The sequence below is a fragment of the Bradyrhizobium sp. LA2.1 genome (genome assembly GCF_040547725.1).
Taxonomy (GTDB): domain Bacteria; phylum Pseudomonadota; class Alphaproteobacteria; order Rhizobiales; family Xanthobacteraceae; genus Bradyrhizobium; species Bradyrhizobium barranii.
In genome coordinates this window covers 20,220-38,042 of sequence record NZ_JBEPQI010000029.1, presented here as the reverse complement: position 1 = coordinate 38,042, position 17,823 = coordinate 20,220, and the positions used below count along the sequence as shown (strand labels likewise).

At 64.9% G+C, this 17,823-nt stretch carries 14 protein-coding genes; 7 read left to right on the top strand and 7 right to left on the bottom strand.

The features are described from left to right. Window positions 1-172: 172 nt before the first annotated feature. Window positions 173-787, top strand: coding sequence for a LabA-like NYN domain-containing protein (locus ABIB95_RS38920; protein ID WP_166350011.1), 615 nt, complete (start codon window positions 173-175; stop codon window positions 785-787). A 24-nt stretch (window positions 788-811) separates the two neighbouring features. On the opposite strand, the gene pcaG is transcribed toward ABIB95_RS38920, so the two are convergent. Together pcaG and pcaH are read right to left on the bottom strand one after the other, a co-directional pair. After that, entirely contained in the window at window positions 812-1,438 is a 627-nt protein-coding gene (gene pcaG / locus ABIB95_RS38915) for a protocatechuate 3,4-dioxygenase subunit alpha (protein ID WP_354098616.1), read from the bottom strand. 4 nt (window positions 1,439-1,442) lie between these two features. Then, a complete protein-coding gene (gene pcaH / locus ABIB95_RS38910) occupies window positions 1,443-2,225 on the bottom strand; it encodes a protocatechuate 3,4-dioxygenase subunit beta (protein WP_354247830.1) in 783 nt (260 codons plus the stop codon). Window positions 2,226-2,322: 97 nt separating this feature from the next. On the opposite strand from pcaH, the gene ABIB95_RS38905 reads away from it, so the two are divergent. The 4 genes from ABIB95_RS38905 to ABIB95_RS38890 all read left to right on the top strand — a co-directional run bounded on the left by ABIB95_RS38905 (window position 2,323) and on the right by ABIB95_RS38890 (window position 9,098). Continuing rightward, complete coding sequence (locus ABIB95_RS38905) at window positions 2,323-3,252, top strand: LysR family transcriptional regulator (RefSeq protein ID WP_354247827.1); 930 nt, start codon at window positions 2,323-2,325, stop codon at window positions 3,250-3,252. A gap of 80 nt (window positions 3,253-3,332) precedes the next feature. After that, window positions 3,333-4,637 carry a nicotinate phosphoribosyltransferase gene (gene pncB, locus ABIB95_RS38900; RefSeq protein ID WP_028159033.1) on the top strand — a complete coding sequence of 435 codons (1,305 nt, stop codon included), beginning with the start codon at window positions 3,333-3,335 and terminating at the stop codon, window positions 4,635-4,637. 246 nt (window positions 4,638-4,883) lie between these two features. Beyond that, window positions 4,884-6,197 carry a GGDEF domain-containing protein gene (locus tag ABIB95_RS38895; protein ID WP_354247824.1) on the top strand — a complete coding sequence of 438 codons (1,314 nt, stop codon included), beginning with the start codon at window positions 4,884-4,886 and terminating at the stop codon, window positions 6,195-6,197. Between the two features lie 312 nt (window positions 6,198-6,509). Next, window positions 6,510-9,098 carry an autotransporter outer membrane beta-barrel domain-containing protein gene (locus ABIB95_RS38890; protein WP_354247821.1) on the top strand — a complete coding sequence of 863 codons (2,589 nt, stop codon included), beginning with the start codon at window positions 6,510-6,512 and terminating at the stop codon, window positions 9,096-9,098. Between the two features lie 13 nt (window positions 9,099-9,111). Here the strand turns inward: ABIB95_RS38890 and ABIB95_RS38885 are convergent, their stop codons facing one another. Next, window positions 9,112-9,744 carry a TetR/AcrR family transcriptional regulator gene (locus ABIB95_RS38885; protein ID WP_354248003.1) on the bottom strand — a complete coding sequence of 211 codons (633 nt, stop codon included), beginning with the start codon at window positions 9,742-9,744 and terminating at the stop codon, window positions 9,112-9,114. A 679-nt stretch (window positions 9,745-10,423) separates the two neighbouring features. Here ABIB95_RS38885 and ABIB95_RS38875 point away from each other — a divergent pair. Together ABIB95_RS38875 and ABIB95_RS38870 are read left to right on the top strand one after the other, a co-directional pair. Further along, a complete protein-coding gene (locus ABIB95_RS38875; protein WP_354247815.1) occupies window positions 10,424-13,828 on the top strand; it encodes an acyl-[ACP]--phospholipid O-acyltransferase in 3,405 nt (1,134 codons plus the stop codon). Continuing rightward, window positions 13,821-14,513 carry an alpha/beta hydrolase gene (locus tag ABIB95_RS38870; protein WP_354247812.1) on the top strand — a complete coding sequence of 231 codons (693 nt, stop codon included), beginning with the start codon at window positions 13,821-13,823 and terminating at the stop codon, window positions 14,511-14,513. Before ABIB95_RS38875 ends, ABIB95_RS38870 begins: the two co-directional genes overlap by 8 nt. On the opposite strand, the gene ABIB95_RS38865 is transcribed toward ABIB95_RS38870, so the two are convergent. From ABIB95_RS38865 to tcuA, 4 genes are all read right to left on the bottom strand, one after another. Then, window positions 14,506-15,072: a disulfide bond formation protein B gene (locus ABIB95_RS38865; RefSeq protein ID WP_354247809.1), complete on the bottom strand. Its 567-nt coding sequence runs from the start codon at window positions 15,070-15,072 to the stop codon at window positions 14,506-14,508. The two genes, ABIB95_RS38870 and ABIB95_RS38865, sit on opposite strands and share 8 nt — an antisense overlap. A 10-nt stretch (window positions 15,073-15,082) precedes the next feature. Next, on the bottom strand, window positions 15,083-15,241 hold the full coding sequence (locus tag ABIB95_RS38860; RefSeq protein WP_187387802.1) for a DUF5993 family protein: 159 nt from the start codon (window positions 15,239-15,241) through the stop codon (window positions 15,083-15,085). Between the two features lie 71 nt (window positions 15,242-15,312). Beyond that, the gene (gene tcuB / locus ABIB95_RS38855) at window positions 15,313-16,419 is read right to left on the bottom strand and encodes a tricarballylate utilization 4Fe-4S protein TcuB (RefSeq protein ID WP_354247806.1); all 1,107 of its coding nucleotides are present in this window, start codon (window positions 16,417-16,419) and stop codon (window positions 15,313-15,315) included. Further along, window positions 16,406-17,797: an FAD-dependent tricarballylate dehydrogenase TcuA gene (tcuA, locus tag ABIB95_RS38850; RefSeq protein ID WP_354247803.1), complete on the bottom strand. Its 1,392-nt coding sequence runs from the start codon at window positions 17,795-17,797 to the stop codon at window positions 16,406-16,408. Before tcuA ends, tcuB begins: the two co-directional genes overlap by 14 nt. Between the last annotated feature and the right edge of the window lie 26 nt (window positions 17,798-17,823).

The window sequence follows — 17,823 nt, the reverse complement described above, 5'->3', positions numbered from 1 at the left end:
TCCTGGCGCTGATAGCAGCAACCTCCCTTAACTGGCGCGGGACGGCCCCCCCTCCGGCCGTCTGCGCCGCCTTTTTCCGCGGGCCATCGGCGACTTCGGCGTTTTCCGGCCGGCACACAGCCCTGGCGGCTGAACCTGCCGGCTTCAATGCGGAACTGGGGATTAGTGCATAATGTCTTCGCTTGAGAAGATTGCGGTCTTCATCGATGGCCCCAATCTCTATGCCGCCACCAAGGCGCTCGGTTTCGATATCGACTACAGGCGCCTGCTCGGCGAATTTCACGGCCGAGGTACGCTGCTGCGAGCCTTCTACTACACGACCGTGAGCGAGGATCAGGAATACTCGTCAATCCGCCCATTGATCGATTGGCTCGACTATAACGGGTACACCGTCGTCACCAAGCTCGCCAAGGAGTTCGTTGACGCCACGACCGGCCGCCGCAAGATGAGGGGCAGCATGGATGTGGAACTCGCCGTGAATGCCATGGAACTCGCCGAGCACGTCAATCAGATCGTGCTGTTCTCGGGCGATGGGGATTTTCGTTCACTGGTGGAAGCCGTGCAACGCCGCGGCGTCCGCGTGACGGTCGTCTCCACGCTTGCGAGCCAGCCTCCCATGGTGGCCGACGAACTGCGCCGGCAGGCCGACGTCTTCATCGATCTGACGGAGCTGAAGCCAAGAGTGGGGCGCGCCCCGGCCGAGCGGCCGGGATCGCGCGAGATGCGCCCGCAACCACCGCAAGCCACCACGCGCGGATCGATCAATCGAGGCGACCAGGTGGAATGATCCTGCGGGACGACCGCCGGATCGTCAGACGTCGAAGAACACCGTCTCCTCCGCCCCCTGCAGATTGATCGTGAAGGAGTACACGACCTTGCCGGCGCGCTCACCGCGCGTGGCGATCAGCGTCGCGCGCCGCACCGGCGGCTCGACCAGGTTGAGCACGGGGTCGGCGGCGTTCGCGGCTTCTTCGTCGGAGAAATAGAGTCGCGTATTGAGACCGATGTTGATGCCGCGCGCGACGATCCAGATATTGACGTACGGCGCGCATCTGCGGCCTGCCTTGTCCGTGATCGCGCCCGGCTTGATGGTCTCGAACGTCACCAACCCGCTCTCGAAATCGGAGCCGGCGCGGCCCCAGCCGCGAAACTCCTCGTCCACCGCGCCGGCCGGGCGATCGGCTGGATGGTTATAGCGGCCGGTTGCGTTGGCCTGCCAGATTTCGAGCAGCACATCGCGCAGCGGCGTGCCGCTGCCGTCGAGCACCTTGCCCTCCAGCGTGATGCGCTCGCCTGGCGTGTTCGGCGTCACCAGCACGTTAGAAAAGTTCTTCTCAAAAATGTCGAAGCCGGCCATGGCCGGGATCAGGCCGATATGAACGTAGGGCCCGGCGGTCTGCGAGGCGGTTTCCTTGAGATAGTCGAGCGGCTGCGGCATTGGCTCAATTCCCCGCGGTGCGATTTTCGAAATAGGTGGAACGCTGGCCGCGCAGCACGATGTCGAAACGGTAGGCGAGCGAGTCGAACGGCGTCGAGGCGTTGAGGTCGAGCGGCGCCACGAGGCGGTCGAGCGCGTCCTTGTCCGGGATCGTCGTCAGGATCGGACAGACCGGGATCAGGGGATCGCCCTCGAAATACATCTGGGTGATCAGCCGCTGCGCAAAGCCCGAGCCGAACACCGAGAAGTGGATGTGGGCGGGACGCCAGCTGTTGACGAAGTTGCGCCAGGGATAGGGGCCCGGCTTCACGGTGCGGAAATAATAGTAGCCGGTGTCGTCGCTCAGCGCGCGGCCGCAGCCGCCGAAATTCGGATCGATCGGGGCGAGATAGGTGTCCTTCTTGTGCCGGTAGCGGCCGCCGGCATTGGCCTGCCAGAACTCGACCAGCGTGCTCGGCACGCCGCGGCCGGTCTCGTCCAGCACGCGGCCATGGACGATGATGCGCTCGCCGACGGGATCGCCGTCCTTGGCGTAGTTGCGGATCAGATCGTTGTCGAGCGGGCCGAGATCGTTGTGGCCGAACACCGGACCCGTGATCTCCGAGACCGAGTTCTCGATCGACAGCAGCGGCTGGCGCGGCGAGCGCAGCACCGAGGATTTGTAGCCGGGCGCATGCGCCGGCGGATGGATCGAATGGTCGCGCTGGAAGAAGCCGCCGTCGCGCGGCGTGAACGGCTCGGGTCGGTTGAGGCGGGGATCCTGCAAGGCTGGCGCCTGGACGTTCATCGGCGTTGTCTCTCCCTGTGGCGCCCGGGTCCGGGGGGGCGCGGCTTATCGGGAGATCATGGGACGATCTATTCTCAAGATAAATAGATCGATTATAATGAATTACATGAAGGAAATCGATCATTTGGCGCTCGACGGCCACGCCCTCGAACTGTTCCTTGCCGTGCTGGAGGAAGGTTCGGTCACGGCGGCAGCGACGCGGCTTGGTCTGACGCAATCGGCGGTCAGTCACGGGCTGAACAAGTTGCGGCGGATCGCGGGCGATCCGCTGTTTGCCAAATCCGGCCGCGGCATCGTCGCCACCGCCCATGCCCAGGCATTGGCTACGAAAGCGCGGGCGTTGATCGACGAGATGCGCAGCTTTGCCGGCGGCGTCACCTTCGAGCCGGCGCGCGCGCAGCTTTCGCTGACGATCGCCGCCAACGACTTCCAGCGCGATCTGCTGTTGCCGCGGTTCTTCGATCATGTCGCGGGACAGGTCAGGAGCCTGAACCTGCGCGTGATCCCCTCGCAGTCGCCGTCGCCCGCGATGCTGCGCGAAAACCGCTGCGATCTCCTGGTCACGCCGCTGCCGCCATCCGGCGTGGACATCGTGCAGAAGCGGCTGCTCAGCGACCATTACGTCTGCTACTTCGATCCCAAGGCGCGCACCGCGCCGGCCGGCCGCAGCGCCTATCTCGCGGCACGCCACATCACGGTGGTCTATACCGACAATGAGCGGCTCGACTTCGACCGCCGGCTGGCGGCGAACGGCTTTCTTCGTGACATCGCCATCTCCGTGCCGAGCTTTTCCGGCGTGCCGTCCTTCCTGCGCGGCTCGCAGATGCTGGCGAGCATGCCGAGCCTGCTCGCCTCCGGTGTGATGCGCGGTTTCGCGCATGTACCGATTCCGCTAGCGTCGCGGACAAAGACGCTGGCCGAGCTGCCGATGTTCATGGTCTGGCATCAGCGTTACCACAAAGATCCGGCCCATCGCTGGATCCGCGGCCAGCTCGAAACCGTGGCGGCAACGGCGGCCGGAGACTGAGCCTCGGTTACGGTTTCAGGGAAGTCTGCCCTTCGCCAAACCCACTGGTTGCGCGAGGGCCGCCACGCTAGAATTGTCCCATGACAGTGACCGATATTGCGAGCCGGACCTACAATCATAGCTGGCGGCTGGACCCCATCATCCGCAGCCTGCTGGATACCGACTTCTACAAGCTATTGATGTTGCAGATGATTCGGGAGGACTATCCGAATCAGCAGGTGACCTTCTCGGTCATCAATCGCTCGCGCCATGTGCGGCTGGCCGAGATCATCGACGAGGGCGAGCTGCGCGCCCAGCTCGACCACGCCCGCACCATCCGCTTCGCCAAGAAAGAGCTGATCTGGCTTGCCGGTAACACCTTCTACGGCAAGACCCACATGTTCTCGGCGGACTTCATCCGCTGGCTGGCCGAATTCCGGCTGCCCGAATACGAGCTGCGCAAGGTCGAGGGCCAGTACGAGCTGCATTTCCACGGCCCCTGGACCCACACCACGATGTGGGAAATTCCGGCGCTCGCCATCCTCAACGAGTTGCGGTCGCGTGCCGCGATGAAGGGCCGCGGCCGCTTCGAGCTCGACGTGCTCTATGCCCGCGCCAAGGCCAAGCTGTGGACCAAGGTCGAGCGGCTGCGCCAGCTCGAGAATTTGCGGCTCTCCGACTTCGGCACCCGCCGCCGCCACGGCTTCCTCTGGCAGCGCTGGTGCGTCGAGGCGGTGAAGGAAGGCCTGGGCCCGTCCTTCATCGGCACCTCCAACGTGCTGCTGGCGATGGACAATGATCTCGAAGCCATCGGCACCAATGCGCATGAGCTGCCGATGGTCGCGGCTGCGCTTGCCAAGGACGACGAGGAGTTGCGCTGGGCGCCCTATCGCATTCTCGACCAGTGGCGCCAGACCTATGGCGGCAATCTCCTGATCGCGCTGCCCGACGCCTTCGGCACCAAATCCTTCCTGCGCGATGCGCCGGAATGGGTCGCCGACTGGACCGGCTTCCGCCCCGACAGCGCGCCACCGATCCAGGCCGGCGAGGAGATCATCGCCTGGTGGGAAAAGAAGGGCCGCAACCCCAAGGACAAGCTGCTCGTCTTCTCCGATGCGATGGATGTCGGCTCGATCGAGGAGACCTATCACCACTTCTCCGGTCGCTCGCGGCTCTCTTTCGGCTGGGGCACCAACCTCACCAATGATTTCGTCGGCTGTCCGCCGGACGGCTCGTTCAATCTCGATCCCATCTCGCTGGTCTGCAAGGTGTCGTCGGTTGACGGCCACCCGGCCGTCAAGCTCTCGGACAATCCGGAGAAGGCGACCGGCATGCCCTCCGAGATCGAACGCTATTTGCGCGTGTTCGGCGACGCTGGCCGCGTGCGCAAGCCGGTGCTGGTCTAGCGCCGGACCAAACTCTCTCGATCAGGTAAACCGCGCAGGACGAATGCGAGGCATTGGTTCGCCACGACCGCATCGGTTCCGGTTCGTCGGCATTTGCAACGATCTGCGGGCATCCGCTTCACGACGCTTTCACCCTGCAGTGCAGTCGCCTGCGTCTTTGGGGTCGAGTTAAGCAACTTTCCCCTCTACTTGGCGTTGCAGGCGCGACGCTCCGGTGGGGTCGTTGATCGATTTGGGGAATGCAGGGTGTTTCGCAGAACAGCGACGTCGACGAAGGGGCGTAGTTTCCTTCACGTCATCAAACTTGTCTCGCCATTCGTGATGGTCGTCGTGCTCCAGGCAACGATCGCGGGATTCAGCCTCGAGGTGATGTCATCGGTCCGCGCCTATGTCGCGGGCGAAGCGATGTGGTCGCGGTCACAGAAGAACGCTGTCTATTTCCTCAATCTCTATCTGCATTCAGGCGAACCGGGCCAGTTCACCCACTACCAGGCGTCCCTTGCCGTTCCCATCGGCGATGAGTTCGCGCGCTGGGCCCTCGAGCGCGATCCGGTCGACGTCGAGGCCGCCCGCGTCGGGTTTCTGCAAGGCGGCAACCATCCCGATGACGTTCCGGGATTGATCTGGCTGTTCCGCTATTTCAACCGCGTCAGCTTCCTCCAGGAAGCGATTCACGAGTGGGCGGCCACCGATCCCATGCTGCTGGAGCTCAGCGTGTTCGGCGAGGTGATCCGGTCCGAGCTGGTGCACGGACCCATTGAGGACCGCGACCGCCTGCGGCTGCTGTCGTCGCGGCTCTCGGAGCTCAACACGCAGTTCACGGTGCATGCAAAGCGGTTCTCGACCGTCCTCGGCGAAGGCTCGCGCGCCATCAAGGTAACGCTGACGTGCATCAACATCGTGGCGGCCGCGACACTGATCCTGCTCCTGATCTGGCACACGCGGCGCTTGATGCTGCAACGACAGGCGTTCGAGGATGCGTTGCATGCCGAGAAGGAGCGCCTGGCATGGCAGGCATCGCACGACTGGTTGACCGGCCTGTCCAACCGCCGCGCCTTCGAGGCGCGCCTGCAAAGCATGCTGGACACCACCGCGGCGGGCTCGCTTGGCCTGATCCTGCTCGACCTCGACCAGTTCAAGAGCGTCAACGACACCTGCGGCCACCTCGCCGGCGACCGCCTGCTCTGCCAGGTCTCGCGCCTGCTGCAACAGGACCGGGGGCCGCATGATCTGGTGGCCCGGCTCGGCGGCGACGAATTCGGCTTGATCCTGCCGCAATGCTCGCCCTCGACCACCGTCGATATCGCCGAACGCCTGCGCAGATCGCTCGAGCTGTTCACCTTCGCCTGGGATGATCGTTGCTTTGCGGTGACCGCCAGCATCGGCGTCGCCTGTATCGCGGACGGCAACACCACGCTTGAGGACGCCATGCGGCGCGCGGATGCCGCCTGCTACCGCGCCAAGGAAAAGGGGCGCAACCGGGTACAGGTCGACAACGGCAGACCGGACGTCGTCGTCGTTGCAACCCGTCCGCGCGAGGCCGTCGCAGCGCGAGGTTGAGAGGCGCCGGCGCCCTCTCAACCCCGGCATCCGATTGCAGACATCGTCCAACGGCATCGCAGCGGCGCGGCTATGTGACGCCGCGGCCACATTGCTCCCGAAAAAACTGCGTCTTTCGCTTTCGGCCACACCGCCTTGCGCGCTGATCCACGATGGCCGGAACCTCCCCCGCTAAGCATGGCACCAGCCAACGTTGCGGCCCGAATCCCGCCCGGACCGTGCCGAAAGAGGAGTTTGCAGGTGCCCTGGAATGGTTTGTTGCCCCCGCCCCAGATCCGTCGCGCGAAGACGTGTCGGCGACATGCGTTTCTCTTGAGCACCGCGATCGGCGCCGTTGCCGCAGGTAGCACGCTGCCGTGGCTCGCGACGCCGGCAGAGGCGGCCTGTGTGGTGACTGGAAGCGGCGCGCAGGCAGCGCTTCAGTCGGGCGATTCAATCACCTGCACCGGAGCGGGCAACACCCAGGTCAAGACGGCGCCCGTGGTCAGCGGTGTCACCGTCAACATTGGCGACGGCACCGCGACCTCTCTGAATGACCCCACGTTTGCCAGCATTGTCTTCCAAGCGGCATCCAATAGCGCGATCAGGGTTTTCGACAACGCGTCGATCATGTCTACCACCAACGACGGCATCGACGTGACGGGCGGAAGCAACAATACCATAACGATCGATGCGGGGGCTGTGGTTGGGTCGACAGCCTTCCCGTCGGCGGGCCTCGCTCTGGCCAATTCGAGCAACAACGTCGTCAATATCTCCGGTACGGTTGGAAGCGTCGCTCTCGGAGCCATCGGGATCAGCATCGGCGCCGGAGCCGCGAGCAACCAGGTGAACATCCTGTCGAGCGGCTTTGTGAAGTCCGGCAACGTCGCCGCCATCGATCTCAGCGGCGCGGCCGACGGCAACGTCATCAACAACGCGGGCACGATTTCGAGCGCCTCGGGTACGGCCATCATCGGCTCGAACAATCAGGACACCGTCATCAACGTCGGCACGATCCAGACCAGCGCCAGCACGGCCGTCGATCTCAAGGACGGCAACGACGTCTTCGAGCTGCGTGCCGGATCGAACGTCATGGGATATGTCAAAGCCGGCAACGGAACGGACACGCTGCGCTTGGGCGGGACGGCAAACAATACGTTCGACCTCGCCACATTCGGCTTCTCCAGCCAATTCCAGGAATTCGAGGTGCTGGAAAAGACCGGGAGCTCCAGCTGGACGTTGACGGGCATCACGATGGACGCGACCGCCACCATGAACGTCCAGGCCGGCACTCTCATCGTCAACGGCATGATGGCCAACATCGCGACCACGGTCAGCGGCGGCACGCTCGGCGGCAGCGGCATGATCGGAAGTCTCAACGTGTTGTCGGGCGGCACGGTCGCACCCGGAAATCTCGGCCAACTCGCCGTCAACGGCAATGCGACGTTCAACACTGGCTCGACCTATGCGGTCTCCGTCAATGCCGCCGGACAGTCCGACAAGATTGCCGCCGTGACCGCGACGCTGAACGGCGGCACCGTCGCCGTCACCACGCTTGCGGGCGCCTACAATCCCTCGACGCAATACACGATCCTCAGCACGACGACTGGCGTCATCGGCAGCTTCTCGGGCGTCACTGTCAGCGGATACAATCCGCAGCTCTTCGCTTCCTCCCTCAGCTATGACGGGTTCAGCGTCTTCCTGACGCTCAACTACAACAACGCCGCATTCCTCTCCCTCGCCCAAACGCAAAACCAGAAGGCCGTGGCCGGCGCCTTGAGCGCGTTCGGTCCCAACCTGCCTTTCCTCTCCTCCTTCGCAGGCCAGAGCGACGCCCAACTCCGTTACAGTCTGGACCAGCTTTCGGGTGAAGCCGCCACCGGCGCCCAGCAGGGCGCCTTCCAGTTCACGAGCCAATTCCTCGGCCTCATGCTTGATCCGTTCGTAGGTGGACGCAGTGGCATGAGCACCGGCGACACGGCATTCGGCTTCAGCCCAGAACGCGCCGCGCTGCCGGACGATATCGCCCTCGCCTACAACAAGGTGCTGGGGACGCCGGCCGTGAAAGCGCCGACCTTTGCTGAGCGCTGGACGGCCTGGAGCACGGCGTTCGGCGGCACCAACCGCACCAGCGGCGACCCCGTCGTGATCGGCAGTCACGACCTCGGCGCGCGCGCCGGCGGCGTCGCGGCCGGCGCCGATTATCATTTCGGCCGCGATGCGCTGGTCGGTTTCGCACTGTCGGGCGGCGGCACCAAATGGGACCTCGCGCAGGCGATCGGCGGCGGCAAGAGCGATGCAATCCAGGCCGGCGTCTACACCGCCGTGCGTACGGGGCCGGCCTATTTCGCCGCCTCTCTCGCCGTGGCCAATCATTGGATGTCGACGGACCGGCTCGCTCCGTTCGGCAACCAGCTCACCGCCAAATTCGACGCGCAAACCGTCGGAGGCCGCATCGAGGGCGGCTATCGCTTCGCCACGCCGATTGGCGGCTTCACGCCATACGTGGCGGCGCAGGCGCAGGCTTTTCGCACACCGACCTATACCGAGGCCGATCTGGCCGGCAGCGGCTTTGGCCTGACCTATCAGGGACGCACGGCCTCCGACACACGGAGCGAGCTCGGCGCGCGCTTCGATCGCGCGACGCTGGTCACGCCGAACTCGGTCCTCACGTTGCGCGGCCGCGCGGCCTGGGCCCATGATTGGGTGAGCGACCCGGCGCTCGTCGCCGCATTCCAGGCGCTGCCCGGCGCGAGCTTCATCGTCAATGGCGCAACGCCGGCAAAGAACACCGCGCTCGCATCTGCCGGTGCCGAGCTGAAGTTTTCGAACGGCGTTGCCCTGTCGGCGAAGTTCGACGGCGAGTTCGCGGCGCGCAGCACCACTTATTCCGGCACCGCGAGCCTGCGATACGCGTGGTAGCCGCTTGGCTTCCTCAAGGCGACCGCGCGCCGACCGGCACGATCCCGAGGCCGGCGAGATGCGTATCGACGAATTGCTCGACCTGCTGGCGCAGCATCTGGGGCGGCACCGCCACCATGCGCTCCTCGAGGCCGAGCGAGATGATTCCGTGCACGGCGGAAAACAGCGTGCGCGACAGCAGCGCGATCCGCACGTCGTCCGCATCCGGTAGCAGCCGCACCAGGGGTGGATGCATCAACGCGAACGCGTCCATCACCATCTGAAGGATGTCGTCGGGATAAGGACGGTCGTCCTCCATCCGATGCTCGAACAACGAGCGCAGCAGGTTTGCGTGCTCGGCGAAAAATTCGAGATAGGTCGCGGCCAGCCCGTAGAGCTGGCGAACGGGATCTTCCCCCGGGACCTCGCCGAGCCGCACCGTGAGCGCCTGAACCGTCTCCCGATTGACCGTCAGGATCACCCCGTCGAAGTCGCCGAATTCGTTATAGACGCTGCCCACCGAGCAACCGGCGGCCTCCGCAACGTCACGAACTTTCAATGATCTCAGTCCCTTAGCTGAAATAATGCCGCGGGCGATCTCCAGGATCTGGAGCCTCCGCCGATTTTTTTTCTGGTCGCGTGGCGATTCTTTTTGAACATTGTTCATTTTCAAGCTACTCATGTGAACATTGTTCAAATTAACCCGGAGATCTGCAAAATGCAAACCCTCGCTGTTGATATCGTCTCCACCTTCATCGACGACGCCGCGGCTCTCGTGACCGGATTTGGCCGCGCCCTCCTTCGGTTCGCGATGGCGCCGATCGATCGCATCGCAAATGCCTGCGACATTGCCGGCGTGCTCACCGAGCGCCGCGCGACCTTCCGGATGTGGCGGGCGAGCCGCGCCCGTAGCCGTCACGCGGGCCGCCGGTTCAGCCTGCTCGGCCGCCTCTCGCCCTTTCGCCACCTCGCTCATCTCACGTGAGACGCGCGCTCCCGGGACGTTCCGGTCGGCTCGAATGCAAGACCCGGTTGCAAGGAAGGACTTACCATGTCCCGATATTCGCAGCCGATGTCGCGGCCTTTGGCGATGCGGTTCAACATTTCCTCATCGCCCGGCGCGGTATCCGGAAAAGCGCGGCCGGTCCGTCCGAACCACGGCTGCGACCAGATATTTGCGAACCTAACGAGACCATTTGGAGACCAACAGGATCGGAAGGGTCGAGGGGACAGAGCAGGCCGGCGACCGTCGTCATCGAGCCATCGTTCGTCCCGTAAGCTTCCGGTCGTGACGCCTCACCGACAACGTTACAATCTCAGGCTGCCTTCCCAAAACAGGACTTGTCATGATCAGGGAATTGATGTCGTCACGCCGCTTCGCGCCGCTGTTCTGGGCGCAATTTTTCTCGGCGCTCAATGACAACGTGCTCAAGAACGCACTCGTCATCATTCTGCTTTACAGTGCCGCAACCGGTCACGGCGACGCGCTGGTGACGGTCGCCGGCGCCGTCTTCATCTTCCCCTATTTCATCCTGTCGGGGCTCGGCGGCCAGCTCGCCGACAAATACGTCAAATCCGTCGTTGCTCGGCGGCTCAAATTCGCGGAGATCTTTGCGGCGGCCTTTGCCGCCGCCGGCTTCTTCCTGCACTCGGTGCCGCTGCTGTTCACGGCGCTCGCGCTGTTCGGCGTCATCGCCGCCCTGTTCGGTCCCGTGAAATACGCCATGCTGCCGGACCAGCTCGAGCTCGGAGAGCTCGCGACCGGCAACGCGCTGGTCGAAGGCGCCACCTTCATGGCCATCCTGCTCGGCACCGTCGCCGGCGGCCAGTTCGTGGCCGGCTCCGCGCATATGGGCTGGGTCGCATCGGCCGTGGTCGTGCTGGCCTTGCTGTCCTGGGCCTTCGCCTCCCGCATTCCGCAGACGACGCCGTCGGCACCCGACCTGCCTGTCGACGCCAATCCCTGGACCTCGACGCTCAGCCTGCTCAAGACGCTGCACGCCGACCACCGTCTGTGGGACGGCACCGTGATCGTCTCGTGGTTCTGGCTGGTCGGCGCCATCGTGCTGTCGCTGCTGCCTGCGCTGGTCAAGGACGTCGTCGGTGGCACCGAAGGCGTGGTGACGCTGTGCCTCGCGACGTTCGCGATCGGCATCGCCATCGGCTCGCTGTTCGCCGCCAGCCTGAGCCACGTTCGCCCGAACCTCGCGCTGGTGCCGATCGGCGCCATCATCATGGGCTTTGCCGGTCTCGATCTCGCCTGGGCCATCGCCGTGACCACCAAGGGGCAGGACATCGCCGCGGCCGACTTCGCGACCTCGTTCGCCGGGCTGCGCATGCTGATCGACTTCGTCGCCTTCGCGTTCGGCGGCGGCCTGTTCGTCGTTCCCTCCTTCGCTGCCGTGCAAGCCTGGTCGGCACCGTCCGAGCGCGCCCGCATCATCGCCGCCGGCAACGTGCTGCAAGCCGCCTTCATGGTAGCAGGCTCGCTGTTCGTCGCGCTGTTGCAGGCGGGCGGATTGCATGTCGGCTGGATCTTCTTCGGCCTCGGCGTCGCCAGCTTCGGCGCAGTGTGGTTCGTGCTGACCAAGTGGGGCAAGGAAGGCGTCCGCGATTTCGGCGGGCTGCTGTTCCGCGCGCTGTTCCGCACCGAGGTTCGCGGGCTCGAGAACCTGCCGCCTGCCGGCACACGCATGCTGATCGCACCCAACCATGTCAGCCTGATCGACGGCCCGCTGCTGCACGCCGTGCTGCCGATCGACGCGAGCTTCGCGGTCGATACCGGCATCTCCAAGGCCTGGTGGGCCAAGCCGTTCTTGCGCGTGGTCAAGCACTACACCATGGACCCGACCAAGCCGCTGGCCGCGCGCGACCTGATCAAGCTCGTCGCCGCCGGCGAGCCGGTGGTCATTTTCCCTGAGGGACGCATCACCGTCTCCGGCGCGCTGATGAAGGTCTATGACGGCACCGCGATGATCGCGGACAAGGCCGACGCGGTGGTCGTGCCCATTCGCATCGAGGGCGCGCAGCGGTCGCATCTCAGCTATCTCAACGGCAGCCAGATCAAGCGCTCCTGGTTTCCGCGGGTGACGGTCACGATCCTGCCGCCGGTCAAGCTTCCGGTCGATCCGGCGCTGAAGGGCAAGGCACGCCGCAATGCCGCGGGCGCCGCGCTCCAGGACGTGATGATCGACGCCATGGTCAAGAACGCCATGCTCGACCACACCCTGTTCGAAGCACTCGGACATGCCTATCGCGACCGCGATACCGGCAAGGTGATCATCGAGGACGCGCTCGGCACCAAGCTGACCTATCGCAAGCTGATCCTCGGCGCGCAGGTCTTGAGCCGCAAGCTCGAGGCCGGCACCACGGCCGGCGAGAATGTCGGTGTGTTGCTGCCGAATTCCGCGGGTGTCGCCGTCGTCTTCATGGCGCTGCAAAACATCGGCCGGGTCCCGGCGATGCTCAACTTCTCGGCCGGCCCGGTCAACGTCCTCGCCGCCATGAAGGCCGCGCAGGTCAAAACCGTGCTCACGTCAAAGGCCTTCATCGAGAAGGGCAAGCTCGACAAGCTGATGGCCGCGGTCTCCGCAGAGGCGCGCGTCGTCTATCTCGAGGATGTCCGCGCTTCGATCGGTACGGCCGACAAGATCAAGGGCCTGCTCGCAGGCACTGCGCCGCGCGTCGCCCGCCAGGCGAATGATCCGGCCGTCGTGCTGTTCACCTCGGGCTCGGAAGGCACGCCCAAGGGCGTGGTGCTGTCCCACCGCAATATCCTCGCCAACGCCGCGCAGGCGCTGGCCCGGGTCGATGCCAATGCCAATGACAAGGTGTTCAACGTGCTGCCGGTGTTCCACTCCTTCGGGCTCACCGGCGGAATGATGATGCCGCTGCTCGCGGGCATTCCGATCTACATGTACCCCTCGCCGCTGCACTACCGCATCGTGCCGGAGCTGATCTACCAGACCGGCGCCACGATCCTGTTCGGCACCGACACCTTCCTCACCGGCTATGCACGCTCGGCGCATGCCTACGACTTCCGCACCTTGCGCCTGGTGATCGCCGGCGCGGAGGCGGTGAAGGATCGCACACGTCAGGTGTTCATGGAGCGCTATGGCATCCGCATCCTGGAAGGCTACGGCGTCACCGAGACCGCGCCGGTGCTGGCGATGAACACGCCGATGGCCAACCGTCCCGGCACCGTCGGCCGCCTGTCACCGCTGATGGAAAGCCGCCTCGATCCGGTCCCCGGCATCGAGGAAGGTGGACGCCTGTCGGTGCGCGGGCCGAACGTGATGCTCGGTTACCTCAGGGCCGAAAACCCCGGCGTGCTCGAACCGCTCGCCGAGGGCTGGCACGACACCGGCGACATCGTGGCGATCGACGCGGCCGGCTTCATCACCATCAAGGGACGCGCCAAGCGCTTCGCCAAGATCGCAGGCGAAATGGTCTCGCTGTCGGCGGTCGAGAGCATCGCGACGGCGCTATGGCCGCAGGCCGCCTCGGTCGCCGTGTCGATCCCCGACCAGCGCAAGGGCGAGCGCATCGTGCTGCTGACGACGGAGAAGACCGCCGAGCGCAGCGCGATGCAGGGCCAGGCCAAGGCAATCGGCGCGTCCGAGCTGACCGTACCCGCGGCGATCATGGTGGTCGACAAGGTGCCGTTGCTCGGCACCGGCAAGACCGACTATGTCACGGCAACGACGATGGCCCGCGAGCAGGCGTCCTCGCCGGAGCGCGAGGTTGCGTGAGATCCAGCCCACGCCCGTCGCTCCGGCGGAAGCCCGGTGCGACGGCGTGGTCCTGCTTCACGGCATCGGCGTCGGTGCCTGGACGCTGAAGAGGCTGGATCGAGCGTTGCAGCGTCACGGCTTCGCCACGCTCAATCTCGGCTATCCCAGCCGCAAGAAGCCGCTCGAGGAGCTTGCGGAAGACATCCACGCGCCGGTCGCCGCGTTTGCAGAGCAATGCGACGGCGCTATCCACTTCGTCGCCCATTCCATGGGCGGGCTACTCGCCCGGGTTTACATCGCGAGATATCGTCCGGTGCGGCTCGGCCGTGTCGTGATGCTGGGCACGCCCAACGGCGGCAGCGAAGTCGCCGATCTCCTGAAGGACCTTTCGCTCTACCGCGCTGTTTTCGGTCCGGCCGGCTCGCAGCTTTCGACAGCCCAGCCCCCTGTGCTCGCCGCCCTGCCGTCGCCCGATTATGCGATCGGCGTCATCGCGGGATGCCGCACCATCGCGCCAATCGCCTCGGCCTTTGTCCTGCCGCGGCCCAATGACGGACGCGTTTCCGTCGAAAGCGCGAAATTGGTCGACATGGCCGACCACATCGTCGTCAAGGCATCGCACACCGGACTTCCACGAAATGCCGTCGCGATCGAGCAGACGATCGCGTTTCTGCACGAAGGCCGCTTCAATCCGATCACTTGAGCAGGAGATAGCGAACCGGGTTGTCGTCGCACTGCCCCGCGCCGCACTCCAGCACGGTGGACAAGAGATTGGCGGCGACCAGCAACGCAAAGATCGCGAAGACCGTGTTCGATGCCGCACCGTTCAAAGGCGCGTCCCCGTCTCGCTTGCCGGTCACATCCTTCAGGATGAAGACGAGCGCGACATAACAGACGATCCCGATCGCCGCGATCAGCGCCCAGGTGTAGAAATGCAGCCCGAACAGCGCCGAGCCGTATCCGGGATCGCCGGGCGCAAGATGCAGCGATACCTGCCGCATCGAGATGAAGCCGGTGACGAGGCTGGCCACGAGGATCATCGCGTAATGAGACCCGCGTTCGCCGAGGCGCAGGTTGAACAGGAACCCCATGCCGACCGCGATGAACCCGGCCCTTTGCAACAGGCAAAGCGGGCAAGGCAGCTCGCCGAGCGCAAGCTGATAGGCGAACGCCACCGTCAGGATCAACGAGATCCCGAGCAGCCCAAGCATGTTCAGGACCGCGCCGACCGGCCGTTGCTCGCTCAGCTCTGCAGGGCTCATCTCGACACCGTCAGAACGAGAATTTGAGCGGATCGGTCGCGTGGTGGAAGAACCATGCGACCGTAACCACGATTGTTGCGCTCCAGAGCGCATAGCTCAGTCCCGCACGCGAACGCCAGGCACTCGCGCAGCCCGCGAGCGCCAGCAGGAAAGGCAGAAACATGTACATGAGCGCGGCCTCCCTAAGCGATTCGCGCTGTGCGCGAACGGCCCAAGAAATACGTCAGCCGCGCATGCCTCTCAAGAGCCGGCTTCGCTGCGCCGCTCCTGCGCATAACGCACCAGCGCCGCGAAGCGATAGATGCCGTGCACGAACTTGCCATAGGGCATGGTGATGAACAGCGCGAACACTGCGCCGAGATGCAGGGCCAATAGCGGTCCCATGGCAGCGGTCTCGCGCAGGACAAGCAGCGTCATGCCGGTGAAGCCGGTCAGAAACAGCATGGCGATGAAGCCGACGTCCATGCCGTAGCGCTGCTCGTCGAGCAGTTCCGGTGCACGCCGCGTTTTCGCAACGAACAGGCCGATCGGACCGACGATGAGGCCGATGCCGCCGAGCGTACCGAGCACGACCGGCAGGTCCCACCAGGGATACGGCGCCTCGCGGGACAGGAGATAGTGATACAGCGTGGCCACCGAGGTCGCGGCGAAGCACAGCAGAAAACCGTAGAACGTCAGGTGGTGGAAAAGCTTGCGCCGGTCGGTCGGCTTGTCGTCCTCGTTGTAGCAGCCGACGCCACCGCCGTGGAGATAGCGCAGTTCGCCGGCATCGCGGATCGCCTGGAAAATCGAGCCGCCGTCGGCGCGACCGCCAATGGGGGCGCCGATGTCGCGCCAGAAGGCACGCACGCTCATGACCAGCGCGAGGATCGCGTAGAGGAAGGCGGCGCTGAACAATGCGGCCATCGCGTTGTGCGGCATCAGCTTGTAGAAGGCACCAGGGCCGGTGTGCACACCGAACAGCACACTGCGGTCGTTCAAGGCCGCGAAACCGAGGATGAAGGCGGCCATGCTGAGCGCGGCGATGACGCTGATGACGAGCCCGTTGCGGGCGAAGGCACCGGACAACGCCTGCGGCCACGCATAGGCCGCATAGGACTCGGCACGCGCGACCGCAAGCGTCTGCGGGACGTTGACGTTGAACTCGTGCGGCGGCGAGAACTGGCAATCGACGTAGCAGGCGCCGCAGGAATGGCAGAGGTTTGCGAGATAGTTGAGATCTCCGTCGGAGAAGGCGCGCCGCATCTCCATGGCGGGAAATACCGCGCAAAGACCCTCGCAGTAGCGGCAGGAATTACAGACCGTCATCAGACGGTCGGCTTCGTCCAGAATTCTAGTTCCGTGCATGTTTCGCCGCTTCCCGTCCCGCGATCCGCCCGAACACGCTGCCGATGGTCATGCCCATGCCGGCCGCATAGCCCTTGCCGAGCACGTTGCCGGCCATGATCTCGCCGGCCGCGAACATGTTGGCGGACGGCTTGCCGTCAGCCATCAGCATCCTCGCCTCCTTGTTCACGCGCGTGCCGAGATAGGTGAAGGTGATGCCGGGCCGCACCGGATAGGCGAGATAAGGCGGCGTCTCGATTTTGCGTGCCCAATGCGTCTTCGGCGGCGTGATACCTTCAGTCACGCAGTCGTCCAGAATGGTGTGATCGAAGGTGCCGGGCCGCACGGCCGCGTTGAACTCGGTGACGGTCTTCTCCAGCGCAGCCGGATCGAGCTCGAGCTTGCCGGCCAGCTCGGCGACGGTCTGCCCGGCGATCGGCGGGAACAGCGTCGGCATGAAGCTGGTGACGACGGTGGAATCGAAGATGATGTAGGCGATCTGGTCGGGCTGCGCCGCGACCAGCCGGCCCCAGATCGCATAGCGCTTCGGCCAGATGTCCTCACCCTCGTCGTAGAATCGCTGGGCATGCTTGTTGACGACGATGCCGAACACGACGGAGTCGTGGCGGGTGATGATGCCGCCGTCGAATTTCGGCGCACGGGCGTCGATTGCGACCGCATGGCACTGGGTGGGATCGCCGACCTCCTGCACGCCCTTGTCGAGCAGCATCTTCAGGATCGATCCGCGATTATAGGGCGTGCCGCGGATCAGGAAATTGTCCGCGGCTTCGCCCCAATATTGCTTCAGCCATTCGATGTTGGCCTCGAACCCGCCGGCAGCGGCGACCAGCGACGTCGCGCGGATCTCGGTCTCGCCCTTGATCGGCCGCTTGAGGCGCGCGGCGAGGAACATGCCGTCCTCGATCACGAGATCGGTGACCTCGGCGTCGTACTCGACATCGACGCCGAGCCGCTCGGCGGTCAGATAGAGCGCGTTCAGCATCGCGCGGCCGCCGCCGAGAAAGAAGGAGTTGGTACGGCCGAGGCTCAGCGTGCCGCCGAGCGAGGGTTGCCAGCGCACGCCCTGCTCCACGATCCAGTTCAGGATATCCTTGGACTCCCGGATCATGTGCCGGGCGAGCACCTCGTCGGTCTGGCCGCCCGTCACCAGCAGCAGATCTTGCCAGAATTCCTCTTCGGTGTAGGGACCGGTCAGGATCTCAGTCGCCGCATCATGGGCGCAGCGCATGTTGCGGGTGTGGCGGGTGTTGCCGCCGCGATAGAATTTTGGCGCGCCCTCCAGCACCAGCACCGAGGCACCGCCGCGGCGCGCCGAGATCGCCGCGCACAGTGCCGCATTGCCGCCGCCGATCACCAGCACGTCGTATTTGCTGCTCATCCCGTCTGCCCGATGCGACGAAGTTA

Bases quoted from the DNA above. Each gene is read 5' to 3' on its own strand.
- pncB (WP_028159033.1), top strand. From the start codon at position 3,333: ATGACAGTGACCGATATTGCGAGCCGGACCTACAATCATAGCTGGCGG.
- ABIB95_RS38860 (WP_187387802.1), bottom strand. From the start codon at position 15,241: ATGTACATGTTTCTGCCTTTCCTGCTGGCGCTCGCGGGCTGCGCGAGT.
- ABIB95_RS38920 (WP_166350011.1), top strand. From the start codon at position 173: ATGTCTTCGCTTGAGAAGATTGCGGTCTTCATCGATGGCCCCAATCTC.
- tcuB (WP_354247806.1), bottom strand. From the start codon at position 16,419: ATGCACGGAACTAGAATTCTGGACGAAGCCGACCGTCTGATGACGGTC.
- ABIB95_RS38875 (WP_354247815.1), top strand. From the start codon at position 10,424: ATGATCAGGGAATTGATGTCGTCACGCCGCTTCGCGCCGCTGTTCTGG.
- pcaG (WP_354098616.1), bottom strand. From the start codon at position 1,438: ATGCCGCAGCCGCTCGACTATCTCAAGGAAACCGCCTCGCAGACCGCC.
- tcuA (WP_354247803.1), bottom strand. From the start codon at position 17,797: ATGAGCAGCAAATACGACGTGCTGGTGATCGGCGGCGGCAATGCGGCA.
- pcaH (WP_354247830.1), bottom strand. From the start codon at position 2,225: ATGAACGTCCAGGCGCCAGCCTTGCAGGATCCCCGCCTCAACCGACCC.
- ABIB95_RS38905 (WP_354247827.1), top strand. From the start codon at position 2,323: ATGAATTACATGAAGGAAATCGATCATTTGGCGCTCGACGGCCACGCC.
- ABIB95_RS38865 (WP_354247809.1), bottom strand. From the start codon at position 15,072: ATGAGCCCTGCAGAGCTGAGCGAGCAACGGCCGGTCGGCGCGGTCCTG.
- ABIB95_RS38885 (WP_354248003.1), bottom strand. From the start codon at position 9,744: ATGAACAATGTTCAAAAAGAATCGCCACGCGACCAGAAAAAAAATCGG.